The organism is Streptomyces sp. NPDC037288 (genome assembly GCF_055603265.1).
On sequence record NZ_JBVJVY010000021.1, the window covers coordinates 28,309 to 54,263 of the forward strand.

A 25,955-nucleotide genomic window follows, 5' to 3' on the forward strand; every position below is an offset into this window, starting at 1 on the left:
CGGCCGGCGTGTTCCCCGCGAACGCCGGCCGCGACGGGCCGTCGTCCGGAGCGCCCCTGTCATCTCATCGCGACAGAGCCGAAGTACTCACCCCGGGACACAGGGCCGCACGCTTCAGCCTGCCCAGCCGCCGGGGGTGACGGTGACCGGAAGCCGCACCGGGCCGCGGAGTCCGCCGGGCCGCCAGCTCAGCTCGGCCGGCGGCACGGCCGCGGTCAGGTCCGGAAGGCGCCGCAGTACCGTCCCGATGGCGATCTGGCCCTCCAGCCGGGCCAGTGGCGCACCCAGGCAGTAGTGGATGCCGTGCCCGAAAGCCAGGTGGCCGTTGTCATGCCGGGTGATGTCCAGCCGGTCGGGGTCAGGGAACCGCGCCGGATCACGGTCGGCGATCGCCGAGGCGACCAGCACTGTCGCCCCGCGCGGGACGGTCACGCCCGCGATCTCGACCTCTTCGCGTGCGAACCGGGCGATGCCCGGACTGACCGGGCCGTCGTAGCGGAGGAACTCCTCGATCGCGTCGGGCAGCAGTTCCGGTCGATCCCGCAGCAGGGTCAGCTGGGTGGGGTGGGCGAGAAGCGCGGCGATGCCGCCGCCGATCAGGTTGACCGTGGTGACGTATCCGGCCACCAGCAGCAGGAAGGTCATGGCGATCAGCTCGTCATGGCTCAGCCGCTGTTCCTCGTCGTGGGCGCTGATCAGCTCGCTGAGGAGGTCGTCGCCCGGCCGGGCGCGCTTGGACTCGAGGTGCTTCGTCACGTACGCGCGCATCTGTTGCCACGCCTCGTTGACGACGCCCGGGTCGGGCATCGTCTCCCCGCGCACGAGCATCGCGTCGGTCCACCGCTGGAAGTCGTGCCGGTCGTCCACCGGCACGCCGAGCAGCTCGCTGATGACGGTGACCGGCAGCGGCAGCGCGAAGTCCGCCACGAGTTCGGCCCGGCCGGCCGGGACCACGGCGTCGAGCAGCCCGTCGGTGATCTCCTGGATACGGGGTCGCAGTTCGGCGACCCGGCGTGCGGTGAACGCCTTCGAGACGAGGCGGCGCAGCCGGGTGTGGTCGGGCGGGTCGCAGCGCAACATGTTGCTCGTCATCGATTCGCGCTCGAACTCCGGCAGCTGCTCGATGAGGCGGGGGTCCGAGGCGTCGCGGACATCGCTGCTCAGTCTCGGGTCGGACAGCGCGGCGAGACCGTCCTCATAGCGTGTGACCAGCCAGACCTCCAGGCCGCCTGCGATGACCGCACGCCGGACCGGGCCGTCCTCGCGCAGCCGCCGGTAGAGCGGAAAGGGATCCGCCACGAAGGCCGGGTCGCCATAAGGGAGAAGCACCGGCTGCTGGCTCATCACGCCTCCCGGACACACACCGACCACATGCACGCCTTTACTAACATTTAGGGCCGCATATCCCTATTGTCCGATACCACAGCGGTCATCGCCCTCTTCGGCGACCGCACGCACGCCCGCCGGCCCGCCGGAGAGCGCACACTTCCTCCATGTCACTGCGGGGAACCGACGCCTACCAAGACGACGACAGACTGCCCACGCTGGTCCAGCGGGCCGTGGAGGCGGCACGCGGACACGGATTCGCGTTCTCGTGCAGGCCCGAGCAGGGCCGCTTGCTCCAGGTGCTGGCCGCCGGAGCACCCCACAGCATCGCCGAGACCGGAACAGGCTGCGGCGTCGGCCTTGCCTGGCTGGCCTCCGGCGCACCTGAAGGCACCCGTCTGGTCAGCGCCGAGCGGGACGCGGTACGAGCCCGCATCGCCGCGGAAGTCTTCCGGGACTGCGACCACGTCGAGGTCCTCCACGGCGACTGGCGACGCATCGAAGAGTACGGCCCCCACGACCTGCTCGTACTCGACGGCGGAGGCCAAGCCAAGGGTGACGGCACCGCAGATCCCGCACGCCTGCTCGCCGCGGGCGGCACGGTCGTGATCGACGACTTCACCCCGGCCACGACCTGGCCACCCCTCTTCAACGGCGTGCCCGACCATCCCCGACTGCACTGGCTCGAACACCCCGAACTCCGTGCCGCCGAGCTCCGCCTCGCAGCAGACCTGAGCGTGATCGTCGGCACCCGTCTGCCGAACAGCTGAGACCAGCCGTCACGACCGAACGCGACGGCATTCGACCGAGCCTCTTCCAGCGCGCAGAAATGTCGCATGGCGGAAATACAATGCCGCCTAGCGGAAGAAACGGTTGGGGGTTGGGTATGCGGCGCCACGTGCGGGTGAACGTGCTTGGTCGCGGAGACGCGTCCGGGGAGGGGTGGAGCGGCCGACCGCCGACACGCCCCCGCCGGTGGTCTCCATGGCGCACTGTCGAGTTCGGGGCGTTCGCGCTGCGCGGCGTGGCCCAGGTCGTGTTCCTCGACAGCGCTTGGGCAGGCGCTGTCTTCGGCCTGGCGCTGTGGACGGCGGACTGGCGGTACGGCGCCTACGGTGTGGGTGGCGCGGCCCTTGGCACCGGCGCCGCGCAGTTGTTGGGCGTGGCCCGTGACCGGGTGCGGACGGGGCTGGAAGGCTTCAACTCCTGTCTGACCGCGCTCTGCTTCGCCGTGTTCTTCGATGCGGACAGGCTGTCCACGGTGCTGCTCGCCGCCGCGGCCTGCCTCGTGGTCACCGTCGTCGTGGCGGCCGTGGTCCGGCTGCTGCACGTGTGGGATCTGCCGGCGCTGACCATCCCTTACTGCCTGCTGGCGGGCGCGATCACCCTTGCCGCGCCCGCCTTCCGGCGGGTCTGGCCGCATGGCGAGAGCGTCGCGGCGCTGCCCCGCGCCGCCTCCGGACCCACCGTGCTGCGGCTGAACGACGTCGGGCCGGCGTTCTTCCACAACGTGGCCCAGGTCTTCTTCCTGGATCAGTGGTACGCGGGGGCCCTGCTGCTCGCCGGCCTCTTCCTGGCGAGTCGGGTGGCGGGGTGGGTGGCCTGTTCCGGCAGTGCGGCAGGCATCCTGACGGCCTGGGCGCTCGGGGCGCCGGCCGCACGGATCACCGACGGCACGATGGGCTACAACGCGGTGCTCGTCGCCCTGGCGCTGTGCGGGGTGTTCCTGCCCGCCACCCCGGCGACCCTGTCGTACGCGCTGCTCGGCGCCGCGACCGCCACCACCCTCACACCGGCCCTCGCCCATCTGCTCGCCCCGTCCGGCGGCCACCCGCTCACCTGGCCGTTCGTGCTGACGACCCTCGCCTTCCTGTTGGCCACCCGCTCCTTTCCCCACCTGACCAGCCACCAAGCACCTGCCGCACACCGGACCGAACCGCCGCCCCCATCCGCAGCGGCCGGGCAACGGCCCGCCACCGTCCCCGTGCCGAGGCCGCGCCCTCGCCGGGGACTTCTCCCGTCCTGGGGAACGGACCGCGGAGGCCGTCCGGAGGGATGCTCTCCTCAGTGAGACGGTCGATACGTCCCTCCAGAGGGCCGCAGAGGTACGCGACGGCAAGCCGGACGCCGCCTTCGCACGGCCGCCCCCCTGTCCCGGTGACCACCGAGAGGCCGCCGTCTTCCGCCCAGGGCAGCCGGGGGACGGGGTCCGCCCCCGGTTGAAGTCGCCGACGGGCTGGCTGACAGTGGGAGACATGAGCCGTCACCGGCGCCCTTCCAGGAGGGCCCCGTGGATCGCGGCCGGTGCTGCTGTGCTCGTGCTCGGCGGCCTCGGCGTATGGCTGGCGATGCCGAACGGCGGAACGCCCAGGCCACACCCGACAGCCTCGGGAAACCTGTCCCTGCCGACGCCCAAACCGCCTCAGTCCCAACCGCCCGCACCGGAAACATCCAGCACCGCAGGGCCGACACCGACACCTACACCGACGCGGACACCGACGGCAACGAACCAGCCCCCGGGGACACCGACCAACCAGCCGACGCACCACCCGACGACGGCTCCCCCGTCAGCAGCACCGACGCCGACCGCCCGGACCCCGCAGGCGACACCAGGACCCACCCGGTCCAGCGCGCTCCCGCCCCCGGCACGACCCTCGCGGACCGCCACGTCCCCGGCGCCCACACCCTCGAGGCCCTCGACCCTCACGCCGTCCCCCACCGCCACCCCGACGGCCGGTGGCACTGGCGCGCCGACCACGACGTGGTACACCTCCGCCCCGGCGGTCGCCGCCGCTCAGCGCATGGCCGCCGCCGGGGCGGTCGGGGACCTCGCGTGCTCGTTGGCCGCCGTGGGCCGGCCCGACCCGGGTCTCGTCCCGCAAGGCATCCGCATCGGAATCGGGAATCACGGCAGCTATTGGTGCCTGATCTGGTAGGACCCCGAGGTTGCCGACTGCCCACTGCGGCGGATCGACAGGGGCCCGTAATAAGGCACCATGCCTCAGGCCAGTGCGGGTTGCGGTTCCGGTTGCTGGGCTGTGGGAGCGTTCGTTTCCCACCGTCTGGTGGTCCGCACATAGCCGTAGACCACCGAGGTCATCGCCAGAAGGAGAAGTGGCCCGAACACCCACGGATATCTGGCCATCTCCACCGGAAGGCAGCGGTATGACACCAGGAGCGTGGCGAAGACCGTCGCGCCGTAGCCGACCAGCTGGATCCCCGACCGGTCCCAGCCACGGTCGAACGAACGCAGCGCTGCCTCGACAGTGAACGCGAACACCAGACCGGCGACGAGGTCCACGCCGTAGTGGTAACCGAATCCCAGCGTCGCGGTGAGCGTGGCGACCAGCCAGAAGGTGCCCGCGCAGCGCAGGATCCGCGGGCCCTTGCGGGAGTGGATGAAGATCGTGGTAGCCCACGCCGTGTGCAGGCTGGGCATGCAGTTGCGGGGGGTGATCCCGTCGTACGGGATCGGGTGCGGGGGGTTGACCGGCGGCGGCGTGTGCGGCCACAGGTCGGCCACCGCCCAGTGCAGGCCGCCGGTGCCGAAGGCCCCGGGGCCGTAGGCGAAGACGGGTCCGACCACCGGGAAGAGCATGTAGATGCCGGGCCCGAGGAGGCCGATCAGCAGGAAGGTGCGCACCAGATGATGGCGCGGGAAGCGGCGTTCGACCGCCACGTTGCGCAGCTGGTACAGCGCGACGACGACGGCGGCCACCGCGAGTTGCGCGTAGACCACGTGGAGAAGAGGGGGGCCGACCGGGGCGGTGGCCGTGATGATCCGGCCCATCAGCCATGACGGGCTGCCCAGCGCGTGATCGGCTGTCGCCACGTACTGGTCGAGCACCGACGGACGGGTCTTCGACGTGATGAGCAGCCAGGTGTCGCCCGTCTTGCGGCCGGTCACCAGCAGCAGGCCCAGCCCGACGCCCTTCAGCAGCAGGGCGCGTTCGGCGCCGGTGCGGCGCGTGACGGCGATGACCGCACAGCCCAGCATCACCCACAGCGCACCGTTGCCGAAAGGGTGACCCTCGGTCGCCCTGACACCGACCACCCACCGCACAAGCCAGAAGGCGACGTCGATGCCGATCGCGGCACCGGCCGCGATGAACCGTTGCCGCCAGGTGAGCACGACCATCATCAACGCCATACCGGCGTACAGCAGCGGCCCCGACTTCGGAGCGAAGATCACCTCTTGAGCCTGGGTGGTGATCGGCCCCGGCAGGCCGTAGCGACGCGCGGCGATCTCCAGCGCGACGAGGAACCCGAGGGCTGCCACAGCCGCCGCAGCCCACAGGATCGCCCGCGGTCGGCACCACGCGGCGAACATAATTCTGTAGTTTTGTCGCGAGAACACCCGCGATGCTTTGGATATCAATTTTTCAGCCGATTTGTCAGTTTTCGAGGCGATCGTTCATGAGTTCGATCATGCTATCGGAACGGAGTGGGCGGGTTTCACCGGTCAAGGGTGGCGCGCAGGCCGGTCCACGCGCTCCACACTCCTAGCACGTTGAACGACGGCTCGTGGGGCATCGCGCTTGTGACGCCCGATCGGGACGAGCCGCGGCACGTTCGATGTCCGCGCCGCGTGGACGAGTCATTGCGGAACCGGCCGGCGTCCGAGGCGCGAGCGAAAGCGGACGGTCCGATTGCTGCCGGTCGTCACATACAGGGGACCGGCGAGCCCGTGTCCCGCGGCAGTGATCGGGAACACGTGCGGGAGCAAGCGCCGGAGCTGACGCCGGTGTTGACGCCGCTCAGGCGTTGCACCGGTCCGGAATGAGCGGCGGTACGGTGTGCCGCAGACAATCACCGGGCCGACGCCCTATGATCAACCAGGGGAGTTCCATGCCACACCGCCGTCCGCGCCACCGCCACAGACTCATAGCCCGTGCGGTCGGGACCGCGGGTGCTCTGGCCGTCGCGGTAAGTGCCGGAATGACCCCGGCGACAGCCGCCGAGAAGGCACCCCACAAGCCCACGGCCACCGCGCCCTCACCCGATCAGGCCGCGCCCTGGGCGCCCGAGAACGACAGCGTCCCACCGCAGAAGGCCGTCCACCCGGCCGTCAAGCCCGGCATCGGGCGCAGTCCCGCCCTCCATCTGACGCTTCCCGCGCCCAGCGGGCGCTACCCGGTCGGCACGTTCAGCCAGCACCTCGTCGACAAGTCCCGCAACGACCCGTACGTCTCCGGCAACAGGGCGCGCGAGTTGATGGTGACGTACTGGTATCCGGCGGCCTCCACGTCCGGGCACCCTCAGTCACCGTGGATGCCCTCGATCTCGGGTGATCACTTCCTCTACTCGCGCGGCCTGTCGCCGCAGCAGGTCACGCTGCCGCAGACCGCCGGACACGCCCTCGCCCCGGTCGACACCCAGCTCGGCAAGCTGCCCGTTCTGCTGTACTCGACCGGGCTGCACTCGGACCGCGCGATGGGCACCGCGCTCGCTCAGGACCTCGCCGGCCGCGGCTACCTCGTCGTCACCGTCGATCACACCCACGACGCCAACGAGGTCGAGTTCCCGGGCGGGCGGCTCGAGGTCAACAGGATGCCGTCCGGCGCACACTCGTCCGACACCCTCAACGTGCGCGCTGCCGACATCCGCTTCGTCATCGACCAGCTCGGCACCATCGCCAAGGGCGGCAACCCGGACTTCGACCACGCCAAGCTCCCCTCCGGTCTGTCGCACGCCGTGGACACGACCCGTATCGGGATGTTCGGCTGGTCGCTGGGCGGCGCGGCGGTCGACACCGCCATGCAGCTCGACCGCCGTATCGGCGCCGGCGTCAACCTGGACGGCCAGTTCTTCGGTTCGGCGCCCAGCAAGGACCTGAGCCGGCCCTTCATGCTCTTCAGCTCCGGCACCCACAACCGGAACAACGACTCGTCGTGGCGCAAACTGTGGCCCCATCTCAAGGGATACCGGGTCGACATCCAGCTCCACGGCTCGAGGCACCGGTCGTTCAGCGACAACGAAGCCATGGTGCCGCAGGAGGCGGGCCTGCTCGGGCTCTCCCCGGACCAGCTGAAGCAGCAGTTCGGCACGATCGATCCCAACCGGGCGATCGAGATCCAGCGCGTCTACCTCGCCGCCTTCTTCGACCAGGAGCTGCGTCACAAGCACAGCACCCTGCTGGACGGACCTGCCAAGAGCTACCCGGAGATCTCCTTCGTCCGCTGACCGGACGTCCCGACCACGCCGAACGGTCCGCTCGGAGGCATGCCGCAGGGACGCAAAGGTGACGGTTGCCTGATCCCGTGCGGCTAAAGTGTGCGCCTGTCGAACATTCGAGCGCTCGTCGCCGGTTGAGAGAGGATCCACTGCCCTGCCCACCGCTTCCCGGGCACCGCGCCGACACCGCACCCTCCGCCCCACCGACATGCCGCTGATCAGCGGGGGTACGCCCGCCGATCGCCCCGCTCGTCGTACTGCCGCCGCCGTTGGCCGCTCTCACCGTGGCGGGCTCCGGCAGCGGCAACTCCCAGCGTGTTCCGCGAGCCTTGCGGACCGGAGAGCAACAACTCCCCGCGGAAATCCCGCTGCCACAGGCCATCACGAGCGACGCCCGGACGACCGTGGGACGCCGCACGGCCGACGCTGGTACGACGCCCCGCACATCTCCTCACGCGGCCCCGCGCAACACGCCGATCTCCGCCGGGAAGGTGACCGTACTCGGCAGTGCGCTGCTCGCACCGGGCACCGGCGCTCCGCTGCCGTGCCGCCGTGCGTCGGTGTCGCTGATCGCCTCGAACGTCGCTGCTGTGGCGTCCGGCCGCGGCATGGTGCAACCGCGCCCGGTGGCCTCGGGCGGAGGACGCCGCGCGCCGCACTCCGCGAACGTCACGCTGTCCGCGCACAGCGTGTACCAGCAGCAGCCCCCCGCTCGGACAGCGCGCCAGGGCAGCTCGCCGCCTCGGAGAGGCCGGCCCCGGTTGCAACCAGGACAACTGGCACACCGTCTACTTGCTCGAAGCCTACGGCGACGTCGCCGACCGCGGCCGACGAGCAGCGCGTCGTGTCCATGGGCCCCAACGACCGGAGCCGCCACCGCTTCTCCTGCAGCCGCTCTGCCGCCAGCGGCCCGGCCACGCACGATCTGCCGGGTCGCGTACCGCTGGAAGCCACCGACCATGCCTGCGATCTCCGAGCCGCCCGCCGCGTGACCCGCCGCACCGCCTGACCACTGATCCGAGGACCCACCCCATGGCCACCATCCCCACCGCCCAGCCCACCGGCTCCCCCGGCCGCCGCCGGGCATCGCGCCGCAACGACGGTTCGCCGGAAGCTCCCTTGCGCTGGGAGCGCCCGGCGCTCGCCACGGTCCTGGTCGTCGCCACGGTCCTGTACGCCTGGGGCATGGGTCACGCTGCGATTCACCCCTACTACAGCGCGGCGATACGCTCGATGGCCGCCGGCTGGCGCGCCTTCCTCTTCGGCGGTCTGGACCCCAGCGGTTCGATCACCCTCGACAAACTGCCCGGCGCCTTTTGGCCCGAGGCCGCCTCCGTCTGGCTCTTCGGCCCGCACACGTGGGCGGCCGCGTTGCCGCAGGTCATCGAGGGTGTGCTCACGGTCTGGCTGCTCCACCGGATCGTACGGGCCTGGGCCGGGCCGTTCGCCGCGCTGATGGCCGCGCTGACGCTCACCTTCACCCCGGTCACCGTGGTACTCAACCGGGCCACCATTCCGGACACCGCACTGACCCTGCTGCTGGTGGCAGCCGCCGGAGCCCTGCAGAAGGCAGTGCGGACCGAGCGGCTGCTACCGCTGATCACCTGTGGCGTCTGGGTCGGGCTCGCCTTCCAGGCGAAGATGCTGCAGGCCTGGCTGGTGCTGCCGGTCTTCGCCGTCGTCTACCAACTCGCCGCGCCCGGAACGCCGTTGAAACGAGCCCTGCGCTCCCTGCTGGCCGGAGTGGTCGCGCTGGCCGTCTCCTGCTCGTGGGTGCTGCTCGCCTGGGTGACGCCCGCCGCGGACCGCCCCTACATCGACGGCACCTCCAACAACAATCCGTTCAGCCTGGTCTTCGGCTACAACGGCATGAGCCGCTTCAGCGACGATCCGACCGCGTTCGGCGCCGTTGCGGGCACGGCCGCCAGCCGGACCGACGGAAACACCGGCTGGGGAATGCTGGTCAACCACACGATCGGCCCGCAGATCGCCTGGTTCCTGCCGCTCGCCGTGCTCGCCGCCGTACTGGGCCTCGTCTGGCGCGCCCGGGAACCGCGAACCGACCTGCTGCGTACCGGTTTTCTCCTCTGGGGCGGCTGGCTGGCCGTGCACGCCGTGGTGTTCAGCGTCTCCAATGGCAATCACCCTTACTACACGGCCGTCATCGCCCCGGCGCTCGCCGCGCTGGCCGGCGGGGGGCTCGCCCTCTTCCGGGCCGAGCACGAGGCGGGCGGTCGACGGCGCGTGGCGCTGCCGTCGGCCATCGTGCTGACGGTGGTCTGGGCGCTGGTGCTCGACTGGCCGACCGGATTCGTCTCCTGGCTGCTGGCGCTCGCCGTGGTCCTCGCGGTGTGCGGCGCGCTGGGCCTGTGGATCCGTGGGTCGCGCGCCTCCCTCCGGCTGGTGCAAGGCTCCCTGGCCGCCGGAGTCGTGGCCACCCTGCTCGTGCCCCTCGGCTGGGCCGCCTCCTGCCTCGATCCGCTCTACGCGGGCGCCTCCACCTCGCCGACGGCTGGTCCGGTCGGCAAGGTCTACCGCAACGCCCTCGACCACCGGTCCGCCCTCCGCCGGGTGGGACTCGACGAGCCCAGCCGCCGCGACACCGCCTTGCTCGACTACCTCACCACGCAGCGCCACGGCGAGAAGTACCTCCTGGCCACCCAGGCCGCCTACCCCGCGGAACGCCTTCTGCGCGCCGAGTCCCGGCCCACGCTCGTCATGGGCGGCTTCACCGGCAAGACCCCCTTCCCCACCGCCCAGCAGCTCGGCACCCTCGTCACCACTCACCAACTGCGCTATGTGCTGCTCACTCCCCGGCGGCCCGCGACTCCCGCCACAACCTGGGTGAAGTCCCACTGCACGCGCCTGCGCTCCAAGACCTACGGGTGGCGCACCAGGGGCAGCTTCGCCCTCTACGACTGCGGCCGACGGGACTGAAGCGGGGACGGGCTTCGTCAGGCTGCCACCTGGTTCCGACCACCCGGGCAGCCTCGGCGGTGGTGGCGACGGCGGGGTCGCGGCCTACTACCAGTCGGTAGCGCCGGTTGCGCAGACGGTGACGGGGAGGGCGCGGGCTTGAGGCCGGGGGTGGTGGTCGGAGCTTCATGGGTACTCGGCTCCAACAGCAGACCGACGCAACGGAGGCACACTGATGAGCACGGTCAGGGAAACGGTAGAAGTCGACGTGCCGGTCCACACCGCCTACAACCAGTGGACGCAATTCGAGACGTTCCCGGACTTCATGGAAGGCGTGGAGGAGGTCAGGCAACTGGACGATCGTCACAACCACTGGACCACCAAGATCGGTGGGGTCCGGCGGGAGTTCGACACCGAGATCGTCGACCAGCTCGCCGACGAACGCATCACATGGCGCACCACCACAGGCGACACGGCCCAGAAGGGCACGGTCCGCTTCCAGCGCATGGACGACATGCACACCAGGGTGGAACTCGTCATGGATGTCGAACCCAGCGGAGCCGCGGAGAAGGTCGCGGACATGATCGGAACGCTCGACCGGCGCGTCAAGGGCGACATGAAGCGCTTCAAGCAGTACATCGAACAGCGCGGAGAAGAGTCCGGGGCGTGGCGCGGACGCATCCGGCCCGGGGAGCAGGGGTAACTCCCTGAAGCCACGGCCCGCCCGCCAGCGCCTCGGGCATTGAGGTGGGCGGGTCCCATCGGGCCAGTCCACCCGAATTCGCCGTCGGCGAGAATGCCCATGCACTTCCCTCCGGTCAACCGCCGGTCTCAGCTGGGATGTTGAGCCGTATGCAGTTCCCGGTCGGTGCGCAGGCGTACGTGACCGCCCGCACCGTGTCCGTGGTGCTGCGCCCGCCGACCGGACGGCTGACTTCTGGTCAATAACTGGCCGACGCGCCGAGGTCTCCTTCCCCCCGTCGCTCACGGCGGGTGATGCTCTGCTCACCGGGGGAGATCAGTAGCCGCCAACCCACGGAGGGAAAGACGATGCCTCTCGGAACAATCGCCGTGTACAACAGGGCGGACGGCGTGGGCGTCATCACCGACGAGGACGGCGAGAGGCGCCCGTTCTCCGGCATGGAAACGCAAACCACCCGCGAGGGTCAGCGCGTGGTCTTCGACGTCGTCGGCCACAAGGCCACGAACGTGATCGCCGTTCGGTGATCGACCGCTCACCAGCGCCCCGCCCCGGCAGAATCGGGAGCGGGGCGTGCTGCTGTCCGGACGAGTGACACGTCCGCGCCCCACGATCGGCCCATGCGCGCCGGGACCGCGCGGTGGCTACGACCGCCAGCCGGGGACCGGGCAGCCTGGGCCAGGCGGTGTTTCGCGGTACGGGCCAGGGCCGCAGTCCCCGTGCCTGGCAGGACGATCCGCAAGGTGGGGACGGGGTTCAGCCGAGCATCTCCGCCAGGACCGCGGCCACGACCGTGAGCACGGCGACCGGCAGTATGACCATGCGCAGTTGAACCAGTCGGCCGGTGAGGTCGCGGCCCGCGCGGGCCGACGCGTGCCGCTGGTCGCCATGTCCGAACAGAGCCCGGCACCAGCGGCAATCCCCTCCCCTGTCGTCCGGACGAGAGGCATCGGTCAGCTGAGCGAAGGCCATACTTTCTCCGTCCTCCATCGCAGCGCTCATGCCGGATCAACGACGCACACCGGCCCCGGGCCACCGTCAGGGGTCGGCTCGTGATCCCTCCGCCGCAGGATCGTGACCGACGGACGGAGGCCCCAGCGGACGGCGGGAGCACCCGGATGCGGCGTAGGTGGTCCATGCGTCGGAAGCGGAGCCCGTTTCTGGCGGCACGCCGACCGGCCGTAGACGCGGGGGCAGCGTCACCCGCCCACCAGGACCGCATCCGAGGTACGTCACTGCTTGGCGCCGAAGTCCTGCGTCCACCAGGGGCCGCCCGTGCCGTTGTGGACGCCCACGCCGATGTCCTTGAAGGAGCAGTTGAGGATGTTCGCTCGGTGGCCCGGACTGTTCATCCAGGACTCCATGACCGCGTCAGCGGTCTGCTGCCCCTGGGCGATGTTCTCGCCGTAGGTGGACCAGCGGTAGCCGGCGGCTGTGATCCGCTGTCCGGGGTTGGCACCGTCCGGGTTGGTGTGGTCGAAGAAATGGCGGGCTGCCATGTCGTCGGACTGGCCCTGGGCGGCCTTCTGCAGTTGCGGATCCTCAGCGAGCGGACCACAGCCGGCGGCGGCCCGCTCCTTGTTCACCAGAGCAACCACCTGGCCGACCGTGTCGGTGGGGTGCGAAGAACTCCGCGTCGTGTTCGCCGGGGCCGGAGCCGGTCGAGTGGACTGCCGGGCAGTGGGTTTGCTCTTCCTGGCGGGGCTCGCTGTCTTGGCGGGGCGCGGCTTCGGCCTCTTCGTCGCGGACGGAGACGGAGAGGGCGACGCCGACGGAGACTTGACGTCGGCAGTGGACGTGGAGAGGTCCGGGACGGGTACGGCTGCTCTTTGCTCGGCGTTCGTCCGGTCGGGGCCGCTACCGGCGTCCGTACCGAAGTACCACAGGCCGCCTCCCGCGACGCAGGCCGCGACGACGGCGCCGCCGAGGGCGCGGCGCCGCATGCGGCGGCGTCGGCGGGACTGGCTGCGCGAGCCGGCGCCCGTGCCCCGTGCCCCGCGTTGTCCTGTGCCGGGCCGCGATCGGGTGCCGCCACCGACGCCGTCGAGGGGTGCGGCAGAACCAGCCGGGACAAGCGTCCCGGAAGCGGAGAACTGCTTGGCCAGCAGCGTGGACGACACCGCGACCAGCGCCAGACCGGCCAGCAGCCCTTCCGCGGGCATCAGTCCGCTCCACAGTCCGCTGCAGCGGGTGCAACCGCGCGCGTGCCGGGCTATTCGTTTGCGCCACAGTGCCGAGGGGCGGCCGTCCCAGGAGGCCAGCACGATGCGGAGTTCCTCGCACAGCGGCCGTGCGCCGAGCGCTCGTACCACCACGCGGGCCGCTTCGAGCTGTGCCTTCATCCGTTGCACCCGGACCGCTGTGTGCTGGGGCGACAGGTCCAGGGCCGCGGCAACCTCGGCCCGGGTGAGTTCGCCGGCGCACTCCAGCCACCACAGGGACAGCAGTCCCCGGTCGTCGGGCTCCAGCCAGCGCGTCGCCTGCGCGGTCTCCTGGCGTTGTCCTGCGAGCTGGAGCTGCACCACGGTCAGATCGACGAAGTCAGCACCGGGATCGGCCAGGTCCTCGGCCTCGTCCACCGCGCCCGGGGCGAAGCGCCGATGCTCCCAGTGCGCCCGGACCTGGTTCATCGCGATCGCCACCAGCCAGGACCGGAAGCGCTCCGGCGTCCGCAGTCCGTCCAGCCCGTCCAGGGCGCGCAACATGGTCTCCTGCACCACGTCGTCGACATCCACCGAGCCGTTCAGCGCCCGGCCGACGATGTTGTAGACCAGCGGCAGGTACGCGTTGACCAGAGCGTCCTGAGCCTGCGTATCGCCCTCTCGGGCGGCTGTGACCAGTACCGCCGTCTCCACCGCGTCCTGCGTACTCATAAAAGTGCTTCCCATCGTCGAGGCCGAACGATTGTGTCCGATACCTGGGAGACCGCTCGGTGCGCCCCGGATAACACTTCTTCGGGACCGACTTACGGCCGGCATGTCTTCGGCTGCCGGCCCCCTTCCGGCTGCGGTACACCGACGGTCCCGCCGTCCCGGCGCAACCCCGCCGCCTGCGGTGTCCCAGCAGGTCAAGGGGGTGGAAATCCCGCGTGCGCCTCATGTGCCCGAGAACGCTGGGGCGGGCCGGGGCGGCCGGGCACGGTGGTGTCGTGCCGACGGACCACGCAAGGGACCCGACGGGGGGACCGTCCGCCGGCCGACGGAAAGGATGATCGACCGTGATGTCCCGCAAGCGCATCGCCCTCGCAGCCGCCGGACTGGCCCTGGCGGGTGGCCTCGCCGCCGCCCCGGCCGCGACCGCCGCGCCGTCCGCCCTGTCCGCCCCGGCCGCTTCGTCGGCCGGGAACATGGAGGCCGCGGCCAACCACTGCTCCGGCTGGAAGGAGATCCACATCACCGGCGGCGCCGCCAAGTACATGGAGTGCACGAAGAAGGTCAACGGCAAGTCGTATGCCTCCGGCGCCTTTTACCTGTGGGACACCAAGCACGACGGCAAGGCGGTCCAGGCCTACGCGGAGACGGACTACAACCACTGGTACGGCGACGACGTGACCTGGCAGCACTTCTACAGCTGGGCCGACGACACCCACCACAGCCCGGAGATCGTCACCGGCTGGCACCCGGGCAACGACTTCGGCCTGGTGATCGAACTCAAGTAACGGCCGTCTCACCGCACGTCCGCAGTGCCGCGGCTGCAACCGGCCGGGTCCGTCGCCACGAGCAGACGACGGGCCCGGCCGCCGATCCGTTCTGGTCAGCGACCCGTGCGCCGGCCCGGCCCTCCTCGCGGACGGCCGCCGCACGGGGCTCGTCAGCCGTGTCCCGATGGTGCACTGTGGAAGACGTGGATGTCCGGCGAGACGTTGCTGCCGGTGTGCGACAGCCATGGCAGTCGAGTCATGCGCTGCTGGCGATCCCCATCGTGCTCATCGTCGTCATCACGGTGGTGGACCAGCTGGTCCCGGCAGACATCCATCTCGGGCCGCTGCTGGTCATCGCCCCCGCGATCACCGCGTCGTTCGCCGGCCCCTGGCTGACCGGGTTGATCGGGTTCCTGGCCGTGGATGCGCAGGCGTACATCGGCTGGCACTTCGGCGTGCTGTTCTCGCGCAACGTGCTGGTGCAGATCCTCGCACTGGCCGTGCTGTCGGCTCTGACCGTGTTCTACTGCGTGATGCGCGAGCGGCGCACGCGCCAGCTGGCGCAGGTGCGCATGGTCGCCGAGGCCGCGCAGCACGTCCTGCTGTGGCCGCTGCCGGAGCAGATCGGCTCGATGAAGATCGCTTGTCTCTACCTGGCCGCAGAGGCCGAGGCGCAGATCGGCGGTGACCTGTACGCCGCGACGCCCACCGACAGTGGCGTACGGATCATGATCGGCGACGTGCGCGGCAAGGGCCTGTCCGCCATCGGCGAGGCCGCGCTCCTCATCGGAGCCTTCCGCGAAGCCGCCCACCACCACACCTCGCTGCCCACGCTGGCCGCCGCCCTGGAGCGCAGTGTGGCCCGCAACCTGCCCGATCTCGAACCGGGTGAAGAACTGGGCGAGCGGTTCGCCACCGTGATGCTGGTGGAGATCTCCGACGAGGGCCACGTCACCCGGATACTCAGCTGCGGCCACCCCCCGCCCCTGCTGCTCAGTCCCGGGAGCGCTGTGACGGTCCCCGTGCATCCGGCCCCTCCGCTCGGGGTCCACGGGACCGCACCCGGGGACTACACCGTCGACGTGTTCTCCTTCGAGCCCGGCGACACCCTGCTGCTCTACACCGACGGCGTCATCGAGGCCCGGGATGCCGACGGCGCCTTCTACCCGCTCCCGGAACGGGCCGCCCAGTGGGCCGGGAATAGCCCGGAGAAGCTTGTGCACCACATCCGCCGCGATCTGCTCGATCATGTCGAGGGACGCCTCGACGACGACGCCGCGCTCATCGCGCTGTGCCGCGCGCCCCGCACCCATCGGGCCCATCGGCACGGGCCGGGCCTCCATGTCGGTGGGTTCGGTCAGGGCACCAGATCGGTGCCCAGCTGAGGCGCCCCATGCTGCGGAGGGAACACGATGCGAAAGGCGTACCACGAGGAACTGGCGTCGCTGAGTGACGGGCTGGTGGAGATGGCCCGGCTGGTGGGCTCCGCGATCGGCCGCGCCACCACCGCTCTGCTCGACGCCGACCTGCAGACCGCCGAGGGCGTCATCTCGGCCGACGTGAAGGTCGACGACCTCCAGAGGGATCTGGAGGACCGGGCGATCGCCCTGCTGGCCCGGCAGCAGCCCGTCGCCACCGACCTGCGCACGGTGGTGACCTCCCTGCGGATGAGCGCGGACCTGGAACGGTGCGGGGACCTGGCCCGGCACGTGGCCCAGCTGGCCCGGCTGCGGTTCCCCGGACGCGCCGTACCGGACGACCTGCACCGGACGGTTCTGGAGATGGGCCAGCTCGCGCAGCGCCTGATGGCGCAGGCCGCCGAGGTGCTGCTCACCAGGGACGTCGACGCGGCGCTGCAGCTGGAGCAGGACGACGACCGCATGGACGAGCTGCACCGCATGATCTTCCGGCACCTGATGGACGACCGGTGGCAGCACGGCGTGGAAACCGCCGTCGACGTCACGCTGGTCGGCCGCTACTACGAACGCTTCGCCGACCATGCCGTGTCGGTCGCCCGCCGCATGGTCTTCCTGGTCACCGGCGAACGCGCGGACGAGTACACCACCGACACGCCCGTCACGACGTAGTGGACGTCGACCGGTTCACCTCGACGGTCGTGAACCCGACGCGCCCGAGCCCCGCCGTGCCCAGCCTGGCCCGCCGATGCTGAGGAAGGCCGTCGTGCAGGACAAGAGTTACGAGGTGCGACAGGCGGCGGCCGGACGGACAATGACGGCACGGCGGGGTGCCGCACGCTGCCGATGACAGGGTGCCCCATCCTGCCGGTCCTTTCACAGGCGCGTACGGATCCGCGTCTACGCCCCCGCAGGCCGCCCGGACGTCGCGCTCGCGTCCGTCCGCGCGTCATGCGCGTGAGCAGGGGTGTTCAACTATGGGCCGTATCAACGAACCAGCTCTTGACAGTCTGCGAGAGGCCCTGCGGGGACCCGTCCGCGCTCCGGGCGACCCCGGCTACGACGAGGCCCGCAGCATCTACAACGCCATGATCGACCGGCGGCCGGCCGCGATCGCCGGGTGCGTCGACGTGGCGGACGTACGGACCGTGCTCTCCTTCGCCCGGGACACCGGGATGGAGCTGGCGGTGCGCGGTGGGGGCCACAGCGGTCCGGGGCTGTGCCTGGTCGACGGCGCGCTGACGCTCGACCTGTCGCCGATGCGCTGGGTGGACGTCGACCCGGAGGCAGGGACCGCGCGGGTGGGCGGCGGAAGCGAGCAGGGCGACCTCGATCACGCGGCGCACACCTTCGGTCTCGCCACGCCGGCCGGGTTCGTGTCGACCACCGGGGTCGGCGGACTCACCCTCGGCGGCGGGCACGGGTACCTGACCCGCAGGTACGGCCTGACCGTCGACAACCTGCTGGCCGCCGACGTCGTCCTCGCCGACGGCACGTTCGTCACCGCGTCCGAGAACGACCACCCGGACCTGTTCTGGGCGCTGCGGGGCGGCGGCGGCAACTTCGGCGTGGTCACCTCGTTCACGTTCCGGCTGCACCCTGTGGACGCCGTCGGTGTCGCGGTGACCGTCTGGCCCGTGGACCGCACCCACGAAGTGCTCCAGTGGTACCGGGAGTTCATACCCGCCGCACCCGAGGACCTCAACGGCTTCTTCGCCCTGCTGACCATTCCGCCCGCGCCGCCCTTCCCCGAGCCGATCCACGGGCAGAAGATGTGCGGGATCGTCTGGTGCTACACCGGTGACCTGGCAGGGGACCGCCTGGAGAAGGTGCTGACCGTGGTGAACGCGCCGGGGCCACCCGCCTTCCACTTCACCACGCCCATGCCCTACCCCGCCCTGCAGACGATGTTCGACGGACTGCTCCCGAAGGGACTGCAGTGGTACTGGCGCGGCGACTTCTTCGACGCCATCTCCGACGACGCGATCGCGGTGCACGAGAAGTACGGGCGGAATCTCCCCACCGGCCTGTCCACGATGCACCTGTACCCGGTCGACGGGGCGACCCGCCGTACCGGCGCTGACGAAACGGCCTGGGCCTACCGGCACGCCGTATGGTCGGGGGTCATCGCCGGCATCGACCCCGCGCCCGCCAACGCCGGTCTGATCCGGCAGTGGTGCGTCGACTACTGGACCGAACTGCACCCCCATTCCATGGGCGGCGCCTACATCAACTTCCTGGGCGAACAGGAGAGCACCGACCGCGTCCGGGGCACGTACCGAGACCACTACGACCGACTGGCCGCGATCAAGCACACCTACGACCCCGACAACTTCTTCCACGCCAACCAGAACATCCCGCCCGCCACGGCATGAGCGGGACACCGCCGGCTTCACGTGCCGTCGTTGCGGCCGCTGGGACCGTCCTGACCGCGACCAGTGAAGATCAGCTGTGGTGAACTGCCGACCAGCGCCACGGATCCCAAGCCGAGTGCGATACGCCCGAGTGCCTTGGCACCGTGCCAGTCGTGCGGGGACCCGAAGACCACCCACGTACCCAAGGTGATGCCCGCGACCATGACCGCCAGTCCACAGATGCGACGTAAGCCGTGACTCATGGGATCATCCTTGCCCCTGACGGACCGGCGCTCAACTGCCTAAACCGGTTGCTCAGGCATGTGTGGCCAAGCGGCCGAAAGCCGACGGCACGCGGCTGACACCGTCGGCGACGGCACGTCAGCATGAGCGACATGCCCGAGGAGTCGAGCACGCCGCGCCGGATCGCCGACGACCACGTCGTGCAGGTCGCCGCCCTCGACCCCATGACCTCGGCCCGGCTCGGCCTGCGTCCCGAGGACGACCGGCAGCCGGATCTGTCTCCGCAAGGCTTCGAGGCGCTCGCCGAACCGGCCCGGCGAACGCTCGCCGCGCTCGACGCCACCGAGCGGAACGCGGAAGAGGACGGCGTGGTGTTCGAGGACGTCGAGCGGAACTGCGCCCGGCTGCTGCGGGAACGGCTGACCGCGGAGCTCGCCCTGCACGAGGCGGGTGACCACTTCCGCCAGCTCAGCAACGGCAACTCACCGCTGCACAAGGTCCGCAGCATCTTCACGCTGATGCCCACCGGCACCGAGGAGGACTGGGCGACGGTGGCCGGGCGGCTGCAGAACCTGCCCGGCGCGCTGGACGGCTACCGGTCGACCCTCACCGAGGGCATCGCCCGCGGGCTGCTCTGCGCGCCCCGCCAGGCCCGGGCCGTCATCGGGCAGCTCGCCGCGTGGACCGGCCAGGACGTCGGCGGCGCGAGCTGGTTCACCACGTTCGTGGCCGGTGGGCCGGACCGGCTCGGGCCCGAACTGGACGCCGCCGCAGACCGGGCGACGGCCGCGGTGGCCGGCTTCCGCGACTGGCTGCGCGAGACCTACCTGCCCGCCGCGGACGGACCCCCGGACGCCGTCGGCGGTGAGCGCTACCTGCGCTCGGCCCGCTGGGCCAACGGCGCCGAGGTGAACCCCGCGGAGGCGTACGCCTGGGCCTGGGGGGAGTTCCACCGGACGGTCGCCGAGATGCAGGCCGAGGCCGGCCGGGTCCTTCCGGGCGCGGGTGCCCGGGAGACCATGGACCACCTGAACCGGCACGGCCACGCCATCGTGGGCGAGGAGAACATCCGCGCCTGGCTCCAGGAGATCACGGACGAGGCGATCGACGCCCTCGACGGCACCCACTTCGACATCTCCGGTCCCCTGCGCCGGGTGGAGACGAGGATCGCTCCCGCCGGCAGTGCCGGCGCTCCGTACTACAACGGTCCCAGCCTGGACTTCAGCCGCCCCGGCCGTACGTACCTGCCCACTTTGGGCCAACAGACCTTCCCCACCTGGCAGATCGTCAGCACCTGGTACCACGAGGGCGTGCCCGGGCACCACTTGCAGACCGCCCGATGGACCGCCGCCGCAGACCGCCTCAGCCCCTACCAGATCACCCTGGGCGCGGTCAGCGCCAACAAGGAAGGCTGGGCCCTGTACGCCGAGCGTCTGATGGACGAACTGGGCTTCCTCACCGACCCCGCCCGCCGCCTCGGCTATCTCGACAAGCAGATGCTCCGTATCATCCGCGTGATCATCGACATCGGCATGCACCTGGAACTGGTGATCCCCGACGACTCCGGCTTCCACCCCGGCGAACGCTGGACACCTGACCTCGCCACGGCGTTCGTGGCCGCACACCACGGCAGCGACACCGCCCGGCGTACCAGCGAGATCGACCGATACCTCGGCCGGCCCGGCCAGGCCATCGGCTACAAGCTGGGAGAGCGCGCGTGGCTGGAGGGCCGTGAGGCCTCCCGCCGCCGCCTCGGCACCGGTTTCGACCTGAAGACCTGGCACATGAACGCGCTCACCCAGGGTTCACTCGGCCTCACCGAACCTGGCCGACAACCTCGCGTCGCTGCAAGCGGACATGTGAGGGACGCGGGTTCTTCGTGCCTCTGGCCTCTCGGGCCTACCGGCCGGCGCCGGCGAGGCGGCGTTCGAGGGGGGTCCGGTAGCAGGGGGTGACGCGGGTGCCGTCGAGGAAGGTGAGGGTGCGGTGGATTTCGGCTTCGATGGCGGTGCGGGCCTCGCCGCCGGGATCGGCCAGGAGGTGGTGGTTGATGTGTCCGTCCGCGTGCTGGGCCCAGCTGCCGACGATGCGGCCGTTCCACCAGATGGTCGGGCCGATGTTGCCGTTGCGGTCGAAGAGGGCCTTGGTGTGGTCGGGGTCGAGATACCAGTGGCGGTGGCGCCAGCCCATGGGGGTGGGGTCCAGGCCGGGCAGCAGGGCTGCCGCGGGCTCAGGATCCTCTGCGGCTTTCACGGCTTCGAGGCGTTCAAGGTCTTCGGGCAGGAGGTAGCCGGTGCCTTCGTCGAGTTCGACGGCTTGAGCGCCGGTGGCGGCGAGGGCTTTGCGGGTGTCGGCCACGGTCCAGCCCGTCCACCACCTCAGGTCCTCGACCGTGACCGGGCCGAACGCGGCGACGTAGTGGCGGGCAAGCGTTCCCTTCGCCTCCGCTGCGGGGACACGCGGCAGGGGGCGGGCGGGGACCCAGCGGAACTGGGCGGAGGTCCAGGAGCCGGCCGGCCGGGTCCGGCGGATGTGCCCCTCCGCCGCCAGCAGACCCAGGATGGGTGCACCGGCGCGCTGCCGGGACTCGTACGGCTTGCCGGGGAAGGTGACGAACTGCTCACGCAAGTCCGTTATGTCGCGGGCCAGTTCGACGGCCGTTGCCCCACCGCGCACGGCCAGGGCCTCCAGGACAGCCTGCTCCACGGCGGCGCAACGGTGCTCCTCCCAGCCGAGGCCCTCGCGCAACCGGGCTGTGGCGTGGGCACGGTGCCGGTGGGCGTCGTCGGCGGTGGTGGCGGACCGGATCGCCGGGGCCAGGTGGGCGGGGACGACGAACATGGTGCGGCGCATACAGCGGATGCGCTCCAGTCCCGGAACGCCGTCGGGGGCGTGATAGAGGGAGTGGTCGACGGCGGCCGCGGTCGGGGCACGCATGCGGGCCGCGGCGGCGAGGTAGACGGTGGCGGGGTCGGTGGCGTGCAGACCTACCAGCGACTCGGCGACTCCCTCCGCCGTGTCCTTGCGTGCGCAAGGTGCCAGGAGGTGGCGGAGGACGAGGCGGGCGCGGCGCTGCGCGGCGGTGATACGAGGCAGGGAAGTCATTCCATCAGGGCCGGGGTCGGTGGGTCGGGTGGACGCAGAAGGGGGGCCGGCGGGAGGGATCCGGGAGGATGTGGAGGGCAGCTCGCGCTGCTGGAGGTCAGCGGACGACCTTGATGCCGAAGTGGCCGCCGAACTGCTGGCCCAGGCCGAAGCCGACGGCGGAGTGCATGTGCGCGTACATCTCCATGCCGCGCGCGGCGACGAGGGGGCCGAGATCGAGGATGTCGGTCCAGCCGTAGGACGTGAGGAGATCGACGGCCTGCTGCTTGGCGTCGGCGTCCTCACCGGCGACGAACATGGTGTGCTCCCCGCCGCCGACGCTCGCCGGGTCGACGACGGTGCTCTGCTCCTGGGTGACGAAGGACTTCACGACCTTCGTCCGGGGCAGGGCGCGCTGGATCTGCTCACCGAGGCTGTCGGTGTCCACCGGCTCCAGCTTCGGCATGATCCCCCACGGGGTCGGCCAGGGGTGTTCCGGTTCGTGCTGGTAGACGAACGGCACGGCGTAGTCGATCAGAGCCTTGCCGGCGAGCTGGTCGGCGATGGCGGACAGCGCACGGACGGCGTTGTGGCCGTCGATGCCGCTGATGACGAGGCCGTCCGAGTCGGCCGCCGCGTCTCCGAAGGTCTGCAGTTCGATGCGCGGGTGCTCGGCGAGGAACCGCCGGAAGGGCGGGGTGCCCATCATGTCGGGCTCGGTGCGGGCCAGCGTGGCCTCCGGGTCGCGGGTGCCGACCACCACGTCGTGGCCGAGTTCGAGCAGCTTGGCGATGTGGCAGCGGGCACCGCCACCCGTACCGAGAACAGCGATCTTCATGGGGGAAACCTCCCGATTTGCTCCGTGCGGACTGAGTCCACCGTAGAGCCCTTTCAGGACAGAGCGTGTCCTTTGACCGCGGCATCATGGAGGTCATGACGAGCGACATGACCGCCCGGATGCTGCGGCTGCTGTCCCTGCTGCAAACCCGCCGGGAGTGGTCCGGCGCCGACCTCGCCGAGCGCCTCCAGGTGACCGTCCGCACCGTCCGCCGCGACATCGACCGGCTGCGCGAACTGGGCTACCCCGTCGACAGCGCCCGCGGACACGCCGGCGGCTACCGCCTCACCTCGGGCAGCGACCTGCCGCCCCTCCTCCTCGACGACGAGGAAGCCGTCGCCATCGCCGTCGCCCTGCGGACCGCCGCCGGCGGTCTGGCCGGGATCGAGGAGAGCGCTCTGCGGGCCCTGGCCAAGCTCGAGCAGGTCCTCCCCCAGCGGCTGCGCGGGCGGGTCGCGGCCCTCCAGACCTCCCTGGCCGGCATCGCGTGGGAGGAGCGGGGGCCGCGCGTCGACCCGGCGTTGCTGGCCACGCTCGCCGTCGCCTGCCGGGACCACGAGATCGTCACCTTCGACTACACCACCCGCCACGGCACCGGCACCCCTCGCCGGGCCGAACCCTGCCACCTGGTCGGCTCCGGCGGCCTGTGGTACCTGCTGGCGTACGACACCGGCAAAGAGGACTGGCGCCTCTTCCGCCTGGACCGCATCAGCGACGTCCTGCCCACCGGCCGGCGTGTCCCGCCCCGTCACGTGCCCGGCGACGACCCCGCCGCCTTCGTCGCCGCCCGGCTCTCCGCCGCCCCCACCCGCTACCGCGCCATCGCCACCGTCCACGCCCCCGCCGACCAGGTCCGCGCCCGCACCCGCGGCCTGGCCACCCGGCTGGAGCCCATCGACGACCAGACCTGCCGCGTCAACGCGTCCGACGACCACCTGCCGCGCATCGCCCAGACGCTGGCCGGCCTCGACACCGACTACACCCTCGACGCCGACCCGGACGTCCTCACCCACCTCCGTACCACCGCCCACCGCACCCTGCAGGCGATGCGCTCGTGACCCCCGGCAGGCCGCCTCTGTCAGACGCCGCTCGTCACCGCCGCGCCGGCTATGAGGAGCACAACACCGGTGACGATGCTCAGCGGCCGGCGCACCGTCGGCCTGGACACCAGCGCGCGGCCCCTGCCGACGGCCCAGGTGAAGAGCAGGTACCAGCAGGCGTTGACCAGCGCCCACATCATCCCCAGGCGATGCGGTCCTGTTCGCGCCCGTGCGCAGGCAGGTCCAGCGACACCGTCCCCTGCGTCGTACGGACCCTCTATCCGCTCGCGCCACTCACCGGGCAGGTCCGTGCCACCTGGGTCGCACTCGCCGTCGCAGGCCTGTGCGTACTGGCGACGGTCACGCTGATCGGATCCGCGCTCACCCGCCGGATCACCCGTCCCCTGCGGGCCCTGGAACGGGCCACCGCGCAACTCGCCGACGGCCGCCTGACCGACCCTCCGGCCATCGATCGCGGGCCGCCCGAACAACGCCGGGTGACTGCCTCGTTCACTCGCACGGCCAACCGGCTGCAGCACCTCTCCACGCCCAGCAGGCCTGTCTCGCTGAACGCGGGCCCGGCGGCGGTCTGCACACCGTCGTGAGTCTCCGGCCCGTGCAGACCGTCCGGGTCCGGGTCCCTGCGGGCGTGGGAAACCTCACGCCAAGACGTCGTTGAGGCCCCGGGTGCGCGCCGACGCCTCTTCGGAGACGGATCGGATCAGCGCCGCCTCGCGGCCGGAGAACCCCTTCAGCAGCGACGTCGTCGGCGCCGGTCGTGTGCTGGGCGATCCACGCCCGGCCGGAGCGCTGACCGCCCGCGGAACGCACCTGGCTCGTCATTCGTCTACAGTTCATGGATCGTCTACGCGCTTGTAGTCACTCCTAGGAAGGCCCGGGGCCTATGACCACACCGCTGCACCTCGCCTCGCAGCTGGCCGTCAACGTATGGGACGCCCGGTCGTTGCTGGCCGCCTTCGGTGTCCTGGGCGTGGGCGTGGTGATGTTCGCCGAGACGGGGCTGCTGGTGGGGTTCTTCCTCCCCGGGGACTCACTGCTGTTCACGGCGGGTCTGCTGTGCACGGGGCCGGCCGACCAGACCGTGCACCTCTCGCTGGGGCCGTTGCTGGTCGCGGCGGCCTGCGGAGCGCTGGCCGGTGCGCAGTGCGGATATGCGCTCGGCCGGAAGGCGGGCGGGGCGCTGCTGGCCCGCAGCCGCTCGACGCGGCTGCATGAGGGGGCGCGGCGCGCCGGGGAACTGCTGGAGCGGTACGGATACGCGAAGGCCGTCGTCCTGGCCCGCTTCGTGCCGGTGGTGCGGACGGTGCTCAATCCGATGGCGGGCGCGCTCGGCGTACCGGTCCGCACGTTCACGGTGTGGCAGGTGACCGGCGGGCTGGTGTGGAGTCTCGGCCTGACTCTCGCGGGCTACGCACTCGGTTCCTCGATCCCGAACGTCGACCGCTACCTGCTGCCGCTGGTCGGGTTGATCGTCCTCGTGTCGCTGCTCCCCCTGCTGACCGAGGTCCTTCGCTCCCGCCGGACCGACAGGGCACGGGAGGAACGCGGATGACCTTGGCCTTCGACGGGTCCTCGATCGACGGATCCGGTTACCTGGACGTGGTGCGCCTGGCCCGGCACGCGCCGGGCTGGCTGGACGACCTGGTGTTGTTCTGGTCGACGTACGGACTCGCGCTCTTCGCTGTCCTCGCGGCCGTCGGCTGGTGGCGCGCCCGGCGGAGGGGGCCCACGGCCGCGGTGGGGGCGCTGGCGGTACCGGTGGTCGTCATCGCCGCGTACGGCGCCGACTCCGTGCTGAAGCTGGTGGTGCGCGAGGACCGCCCGTGCCAGAGCCTGCACATGAAGGTGCTGGAGGCGTGCCCGGCACCCGGCGACTGGTCCTTCCCCAGCAACCACGCGGCGATCGCGGCCGCCGCCGCGATGGCGCTGTTGTTCGTGTCACGTCGGCTGGGTGCCCTCGGGATCGCGGCCGCACTGGCGATGGCCGTCTCCCGCGTCTGGGTCGGCGCACACTATCCGCACGACATCGTCGCCGGGATCGCCGTCGGCGCGCTCGCCGGGCTGGCGCTGATGGCCGTGGTGCGCAGACAGTCGGAAACGCTGGCCCGGTGGATCACGTCCGGGCGACTGCGTCCCCTGCTCGTCGCCCCGTAACCCACTCGCCCGTCGCCGGCACGACCCGCCGCGTGGCCTAGGAGTCACTG

At 71.0% G+C, this 25,955-nt stretch carries 24 protein-coding genes; 15 read left to right on the top strand and 9 right to left on the bottom strand.

Translation table 11 applies throughout. The features are described from left to right. Positions 1–114: 114 nt before the first annotated feature. A complete protein-coding gene (locus tag ACZ7GZ_RS23110; RefSeq protein WP_471026988.1) occupies positions 115–1,344 on the bottom strand; it encodes a cytochrome P450 family protein in 1,230 nt (409 codons plus the stop codon). Positions 1,345–1,493: 149 nt separating this feature from the next. Here ACZ7GZ_RS23110 and ACZ7GZ_RS23115 point away from each other — a divergent pair, with 149 nt between their 5' ends. Then, complete coding sequence (locus ACZ7GZ_RS23115) at positions 1,494–2,096, top strand: O-methyltransferase (protein ID WP_471026991.1); 603 nt, start codon at positions 1,494–1,496, stop codon at positions 2,094–2,096. Between the two features lie 254 nt (positions 2,097–2,350). Beyond that, complete coding sequence (locus ACZ7GZ_RS23120; protein ID WP_471026993.1) at positions 2,351–3,397, top strand: urea transporter; 1,047 nt, start codon at positions 2,351–2,353, stop codon at positions 3,395–3,397. Positions 3,398–4,327: 930 nt separating this feature from the next. Here ACZ7GZ_RS23120 and ACZ7GZ_RS23125 read toward each other — a convergent pair. After that, on the bottom strand, positions 4,328–5,656 hold the full coding sequence (locus ACZ7GZ_RS23125; RefSeq protein WP_471026995.1) for a phosphatase PAP2 family protein: 1,329 nt from the start codon (positions 5,654–5,656) through the stop codon (positions 4,328–4,330). 608 nt (positions 5,657–6,264) lie between these two features. Here ACZ7GZ_RS23125 and ACZ7GZ_RS23130 point away from each other — a divergent pair. Then, positions 6,265–7,509 carry an alpha/beta hydrolase family protein gene (locus ACZ7GZ_RS23130; protein WP_471026997.1) on the top strand — a complete coding sequence of 415 codons (1,245 nt, stop codon included), beginning with the start codon at positions 6,265–6,267 and terminating at the stop codon, positions 7,507–7,509. Between the two features lie 442 nt (positions 7,510–7,951). Here the strand turns inward: ACZ7GZ_RS23130 and ACZ7GZ_RS23135 are convergent, their stop codons facing one another. Beyond that, entirely contained in the window at positions 7,952–8,110 is a 159-nt protein-coding gene (locus ACZ7GZ_RS23135; protein WP_471026999.1) for a hypothetical protein, read from the bottom strand. A 422-nt stretch (positions 8,111–8,532) separates the two neighbouring features. Here ACZ7GZ_RS23135 and ACZ7GZ_RS23140 point away from each other — a divergent pair, with 422 nt between their 5' ends. The 3 genes from ACZ7GZ_RS23140 to ACZ7GZ_RS23150 all read left to right on the top strand — a co-directional run bounded on the left by ACZ7GZ_RS23140 (position 8,533) and on the right by ACZ7GZ_RS23150 (position 11,643). Then, positions 8,533–10,437 (top strand): ArnT family glycosyltransferase, encoded by a 1,905-nt coding sequence (locus ACZ7GZ_RS23140; RefSeq protein WP_471027002.1) that lies wholly within the window; start codon positions 8,533–8,535, stop codon positions 10,435–10,437. A 214-nt stretch (positions 10,438–10,651) separates the two neighbouring features. Then, positions 10,652–11,119: an SRPBCC family protein gene (locus tag ACZ7GZ_RS23145; RefSeq protein WP_471027005.1), complete on the top strand. Its 468-nt coding sequence runs from the start codon at positions 10,652–10,654 to the stop codon at positions 11,117–11,119. Between the two features lie 347 nt (positions 11,120–11,466). After that, on the top strand, positions 11,467–11,643 hold the full coding sequence (locus ACZ7GZ_RS23150) for a cold-shock protein (RefSeq protein WP_363219403.1): 177 nt from the start codon (positions 11,467–11,469) through the stop codon (positions 11,641–11,643). A gap of 229 nt (positions 11,644–11,872) precedes the next feature. Here the strand turns inward: ACZ7GZ_RS23150 and ACZ7GZ_RS23155 are convergent, their stop codons facing one another. Next, the gene (locus ACZ7GZ_RS23155; protein ID WP_471027007.1) at positions 11,873–12,088 is read right to left on the bottom strand and encodes a hypothetical protein; all 216 of its coding nucleotides are present in this window, start codon (positions 12,086–12,088) and stop codon (positions 11,873–11,875) included. 260 nt (positions 12,089–12,348) lie between these two features. Continuing rightward, positions 12,349–13,989: a sigma-70 family RNA polymerase sigma factor gene (locus tag ACZ7GZ_RS23160; RefSeq protein WP_471027010.1), complete on the bottom strand. Its 1,641-nt coding sequence runs from the start codon at positions 13,987–13,989 to the stop codon at positions 12,349–12,351. A 347-nt stretch (positions 13,990–14,336) separates the two neighbouring features. On the opposite strand from ACZ7GZ_RS23160, the gene ACZ7GZ_RS23165 reads away from it, so the two are divergent. The 4 genes from ACZ7GZ_RS23165 (at position 14,337) to ACZ7GZ_RS23180 (ending at position 18,546) form a co-directional block, all read left to right on the top strand. Then, positions 14,337–14,774 carry a hypothetical protein gene (locus ACZ7GZ_RS23165; RefSeq protein WP_471027011.1) on the top strand — a complete coding sequence of 146 codons (438 nt, stop codon included), beginning with the start codon at positions 14,337–14,339 and terminating at the stop codon, positions 14,772–14,774. A gap of 215 nt (positions 14,775–14,989) precedes the next feature. Further along, entirely contained in the window at positions 14,990–16,141 is a 1,152-nt protein-coding gene (locus tag ACZ7GZ_RS23170; RefSeq protein ID WP_471027014.1) for a PP2C family protein-serine/threonine phosphatase, read from the top strand. Between the two features lie 27 nt (positions 16,142–16,168). Beyond that, a complete protein-coding gene (gene phoU, locus ACZ7GZ_RS23175; protein WP_471027017.1) occupies positions 16,169–16,843 on the top strand; it encodes a phosphate signaling complex protein PhoU in 675 nt (224 codons plus the stop codon). 305 nt (positions 16,844–17,148) lie between these two features. Then, positions 17,149–18,546, top strand: a complete 1,398-nt coding sequence (locus ACZ7GZ_RS23180) for an FAD-binding oxidoreductase (protein WP_471027019.1) — start codon at positions 17,149–17,151, stop codon at positions 18,544–18,546. Positions 18,547–18,563: 17 nt separating this feature from the next. Here ACZ7GZ_RS23180 and ACZ7GZ_RS23185 read toward each other — a convergent pair whose 3' ends face one another. Beyond that, on the bottom strand, positions 18,564–18,788 hold the full coding sequence (locus ACZ7GZ_RS23185; protein WP_471027020.1) for a hypothetical protein: 225 nt from the start codon (positions 18,786–18,788) through the stop codon (positions 18,564–18,566). 123 nt (positions 18,789–18,911) lie between these two features. On the opposite strand from ACZ7GZ_RS23185, the gene ACZ7GZ_RS23190 reads away from it, so the two are divergent. Next, a complete protein-coding gene (locus ACZ7GZ_RS23190; RefSeq protein ID WP_471027022.1) occupies positions 18,912–20,723 on the top strand; it encodes a DUF885 domain-containing protein in 1,812 nt (603 codons plus the stop codon). Here ACZ7GZ_RS23190 and ACZ7GZ_RS23195 read toward each other — a convergent pair. Beyond that, positions 20,668–21,873, bottom strand: a complete 1,206-nt coding sequence (locus ACZ7GZ_RS23195; protein WP_471027023.1) for a winged helix DNA-binding domain-containing protein — start codon at positions 21,871–21,873, stop codon at positions 20,668–20,670. The two genes, ACZ7GZ_RS23190 and ACZ7GZ_RS23195, sit on opposite strands and share 56 nt — an antisense overlap. Before the next feature lie 97 nt (positions 21,874–21,970). After that, entirely contained in the window at positions 21,971–22,690 is a 720-nt protein-coding gene (locus ACZ7GZ_RS23200) for an NADPH-dependent F420 reductase (protein ID WP_471027025.1), read from the bottom strand. Between the two features lie 95 nt (positions 22,691–22,785). On the opposite strand from ACZ7GZ_RS23200, the gene ACZ7GZ_RS23205 reads away from it, so the two are divergent. Beyond that, complete coding sequence (locus ACZ7GZ_RS23205; protein WP_471027026.1) at positions 22,786–23,748, top strand: helix-turn-helix transcriptional regulator; 963 nt, start codon at positions 22,786–22,788, stop codon at positions 23,746–23,748. Between the two features lie 20 nt (positions 23,749–23,768). On the opposite strand, the gene ACZ7GZ_RS23210 is transcribed toward ACZ7GZ_RS23205, so the two are convergent. Then, positions 23,769–23,930, bottom strand: coding sequence for a hypothetical protein (locus ACZ7GZ_RS23210; protein WP_471027027.1), 162 nt, complete (start codon positions 23,928–23,930; stop codon positions 23,769–23,771). Positions 23,931–23,939: 9 nt separating this feature from the next. Between ACZ7GZ_RS23210 and ACZ7GZ_RS23215 the strand changes: the two genes are divergently transcribed. The 3 genes from ACZ7GZ_RS23215 (at position 23,940) to ACZ7GZ_RS23225 (ending at position 25,905) form a co-directional block, all read left to right on the top strand. Continuing rightward, a complete protein-coding gene (locus ACZ7GZ_RS23215; protein WP_471027028.1) occupies positions 23,940–24,335 on the top strand; it encodes a HAMP domain-containing protein in 396 nt (131 codons plus the stop codon). Positions 24,336–24,634: 299 nt separating this feature from the next. Further along, a complete protein-coding gene (locus ACZ7GZ_RS23220) occupies positions 24,635–25,303 on the top strand; it encodes a DedA family protein (protein ID WP_471027030.1) in 669 nt (222 codons plus the stop codon). Beyond that, on the top strand, positions 25,300–25,905 hold the full coding sequence (locus ACZ7GZ_RS23225; RefSeq protein ID WP_471027031.1) for a phosphatase PAP2 family protein: 606 nt from the start codon (positions 25,300–25,302) through the stop codon (positions 25,903–25,905). The genes ACZ7GZ_RS23220 and ACZ7GZ_RS23225 overlap by 4 nt, the downstream gene beginning before the upstream one ends. The last annotated feature ends 50 nt before the right edge of the window (positions 25,906–25,955 follow it).

Excerpts from the sequence above, each read along its gene's own strand:
- ACZ7GZ_RS23110 (WP_471026988.1), bottom strand. The coding sequence starts at position 1,344 with ATGAGCCAGCAGCCGGTGCTTCTCCCTTATGGCGACCCGGCCTTCGTG.
- ACZ7GZ_RS23115 (WP_471026991.1), top strand. The coding sequence starts at position 1,494 with ATGTCACTGCGGGGAACCGACGCCTACCAAGACGACGACAGACTGCCC.
- ACZ7GZ_RS23125 (WP_471026995.1), bottom strand. The coding sequence starts at position 5,656 with ATGTTCGCCGCGTGGTGCCGACCGCGGGCGATCCTGTGGGCTGCGGCG.
- ACZ7GZ_RS23130 (WP_471026997.1), top strand. The coding sequence starts at position 6,265 with ATGACCCCGGCGACAGCCGCCGAGAAGGCACCCCACAAGCCCACGGCC.
- ACZ7GZ_RS23135 (WP_471026999.1), bottom strand. The coding sequence starts at position 8,110 with ATGCCGCGGCCGGACGCCACAGCAGCGACGTTCGAGGCGATCAGCGAC.
- ACZ7GZ_RS23140 (WP_471027002.1), top strand. The coding sequence starts at position 8,533 with ATGGCCACCATCCCCACCGCCCAGCCCACCGGCTCCCCCGGCCGCCGC.
- ACZ7GZ_RS23145 (WP_471027005.1), top strand. The coding sequence starts at position 10,652 with ATGAGCACGGTCAGGGAAACGGTAGAAGTCGACGTGCCGGTCCACACC.
- ACZ7GZ_RS23150 (WP_363219403.1), top strand. The coding sequence starts at position 11,467 with ATGCCTCTCGGAACAATCGCCGTGTACAACAGGGCGGACGGCGTGGGC.
- ACZ7GZ_RS23155 (WP_471027007.1), bottom strand. The coding sequence starts at position 12,088 with ATGGCCTTCGCTCAGCTGACCGATGCCTCTCGTCCGGACGACAGGGGA.
- ACZ7GZ_RS23160 (WP_471027010.1), bottom strand. The coding sequence starts at position 13,989 with ATGAGTACGCAGGACGCGGTGGAGACGGCGGTACTGGTCACAGCCGCC.
- ACZ7GZ_RS23165 (WP_471027011.1), top strand. The coding sequence starts at position 14,337 with ATGTCCCGCAAGCGCATCGCCCTCGCAGCCGCCGGACTGGCCCTGGCG.
- phoU (WP_471027017.1), top strand. The coding sequence starts at position 16,169 with ATGCGAAAGGCGTACCACGAGGAACTGGCGTCGCTGAGTGACGGGCTG.
- ACZ7GZ_RS23180 (WP_471027019.1), top strand. The coding sequence starts at position 17,149 with ATGGGCCGTATCAACGAACCAGCTCTTGACAGTCTGCGAGAGGCCCTG.
- ACZ7GZ_RS23185 (WP_471027020.1), bottom strand. The coding sequence starts at position 18,788 with ATGAGTCACGGCTTACGTCGCATCTGTGGACTGGCGGTCATGGTCGCG.
- ACZ7GZ_RS23190 (WP_471027022.1), top strand. The coding sequence starts at position 18,912 with ATGAGCGACATGCCCGAGGAGTCGAGCACGCCGCGCCGGATCGCCGAC.
- ACZ7GZ_RS23195 (WP_471027023.1), bottom strand. The coding sequence starts at position 21,873 with ATGACTTCCCTGCCTCGTATCACCGCCGCGCAGCGCCGCGCCCGCCTC.
- ACZ7GZ_RS23200 (WP_471027025.1), bottom strand. The coding sequence starts at position 22,690 with ATGAAGATCGCTGTTCTCGGTACGGGTGGCGGTGCCCGCTGCCACATC.
- ACZ7GZ_RS23205 (WP_471027026.1), top strand. The coding sequence starts at position 22,786 with ATGACGAGCGACATGACCGCCCGGATGCTGCGGCTGCTGTCCCTGCTG.
- ACZ7GZ_RS23210 (WP_471027027.1), bottom strand. The coding sequence starts at position 23,930 with ATGATGTGGGCGCTGGTCAACGCCTGCTGGTACCTGCTCTTCACCTGG.
- ACZ7GZ_RS23215 (WP_471027028.1), top strand. The coding sequence starts at position 23,940 with ATGCGGTCCTGTTCGCGCCCGTGCGCAGGCAGGTCCAGCGACACCGTC.
- ACZ7GZ_RS23220 (WP_471027030.1), top strand. The coding sequence starts at position 24,635 with ATGACCACACCGCTGCACCTCGCCTCGCAGCTGGCCGTCAACGTATGG.
- ACZ7GZ_RS23225 (WP_471027031.1), top strand. The coding sequence starts at position 25,300 with ATGACCTTGGCCTTCGACGGGTCCTCGATCGACGGATCCGGTTACCTG.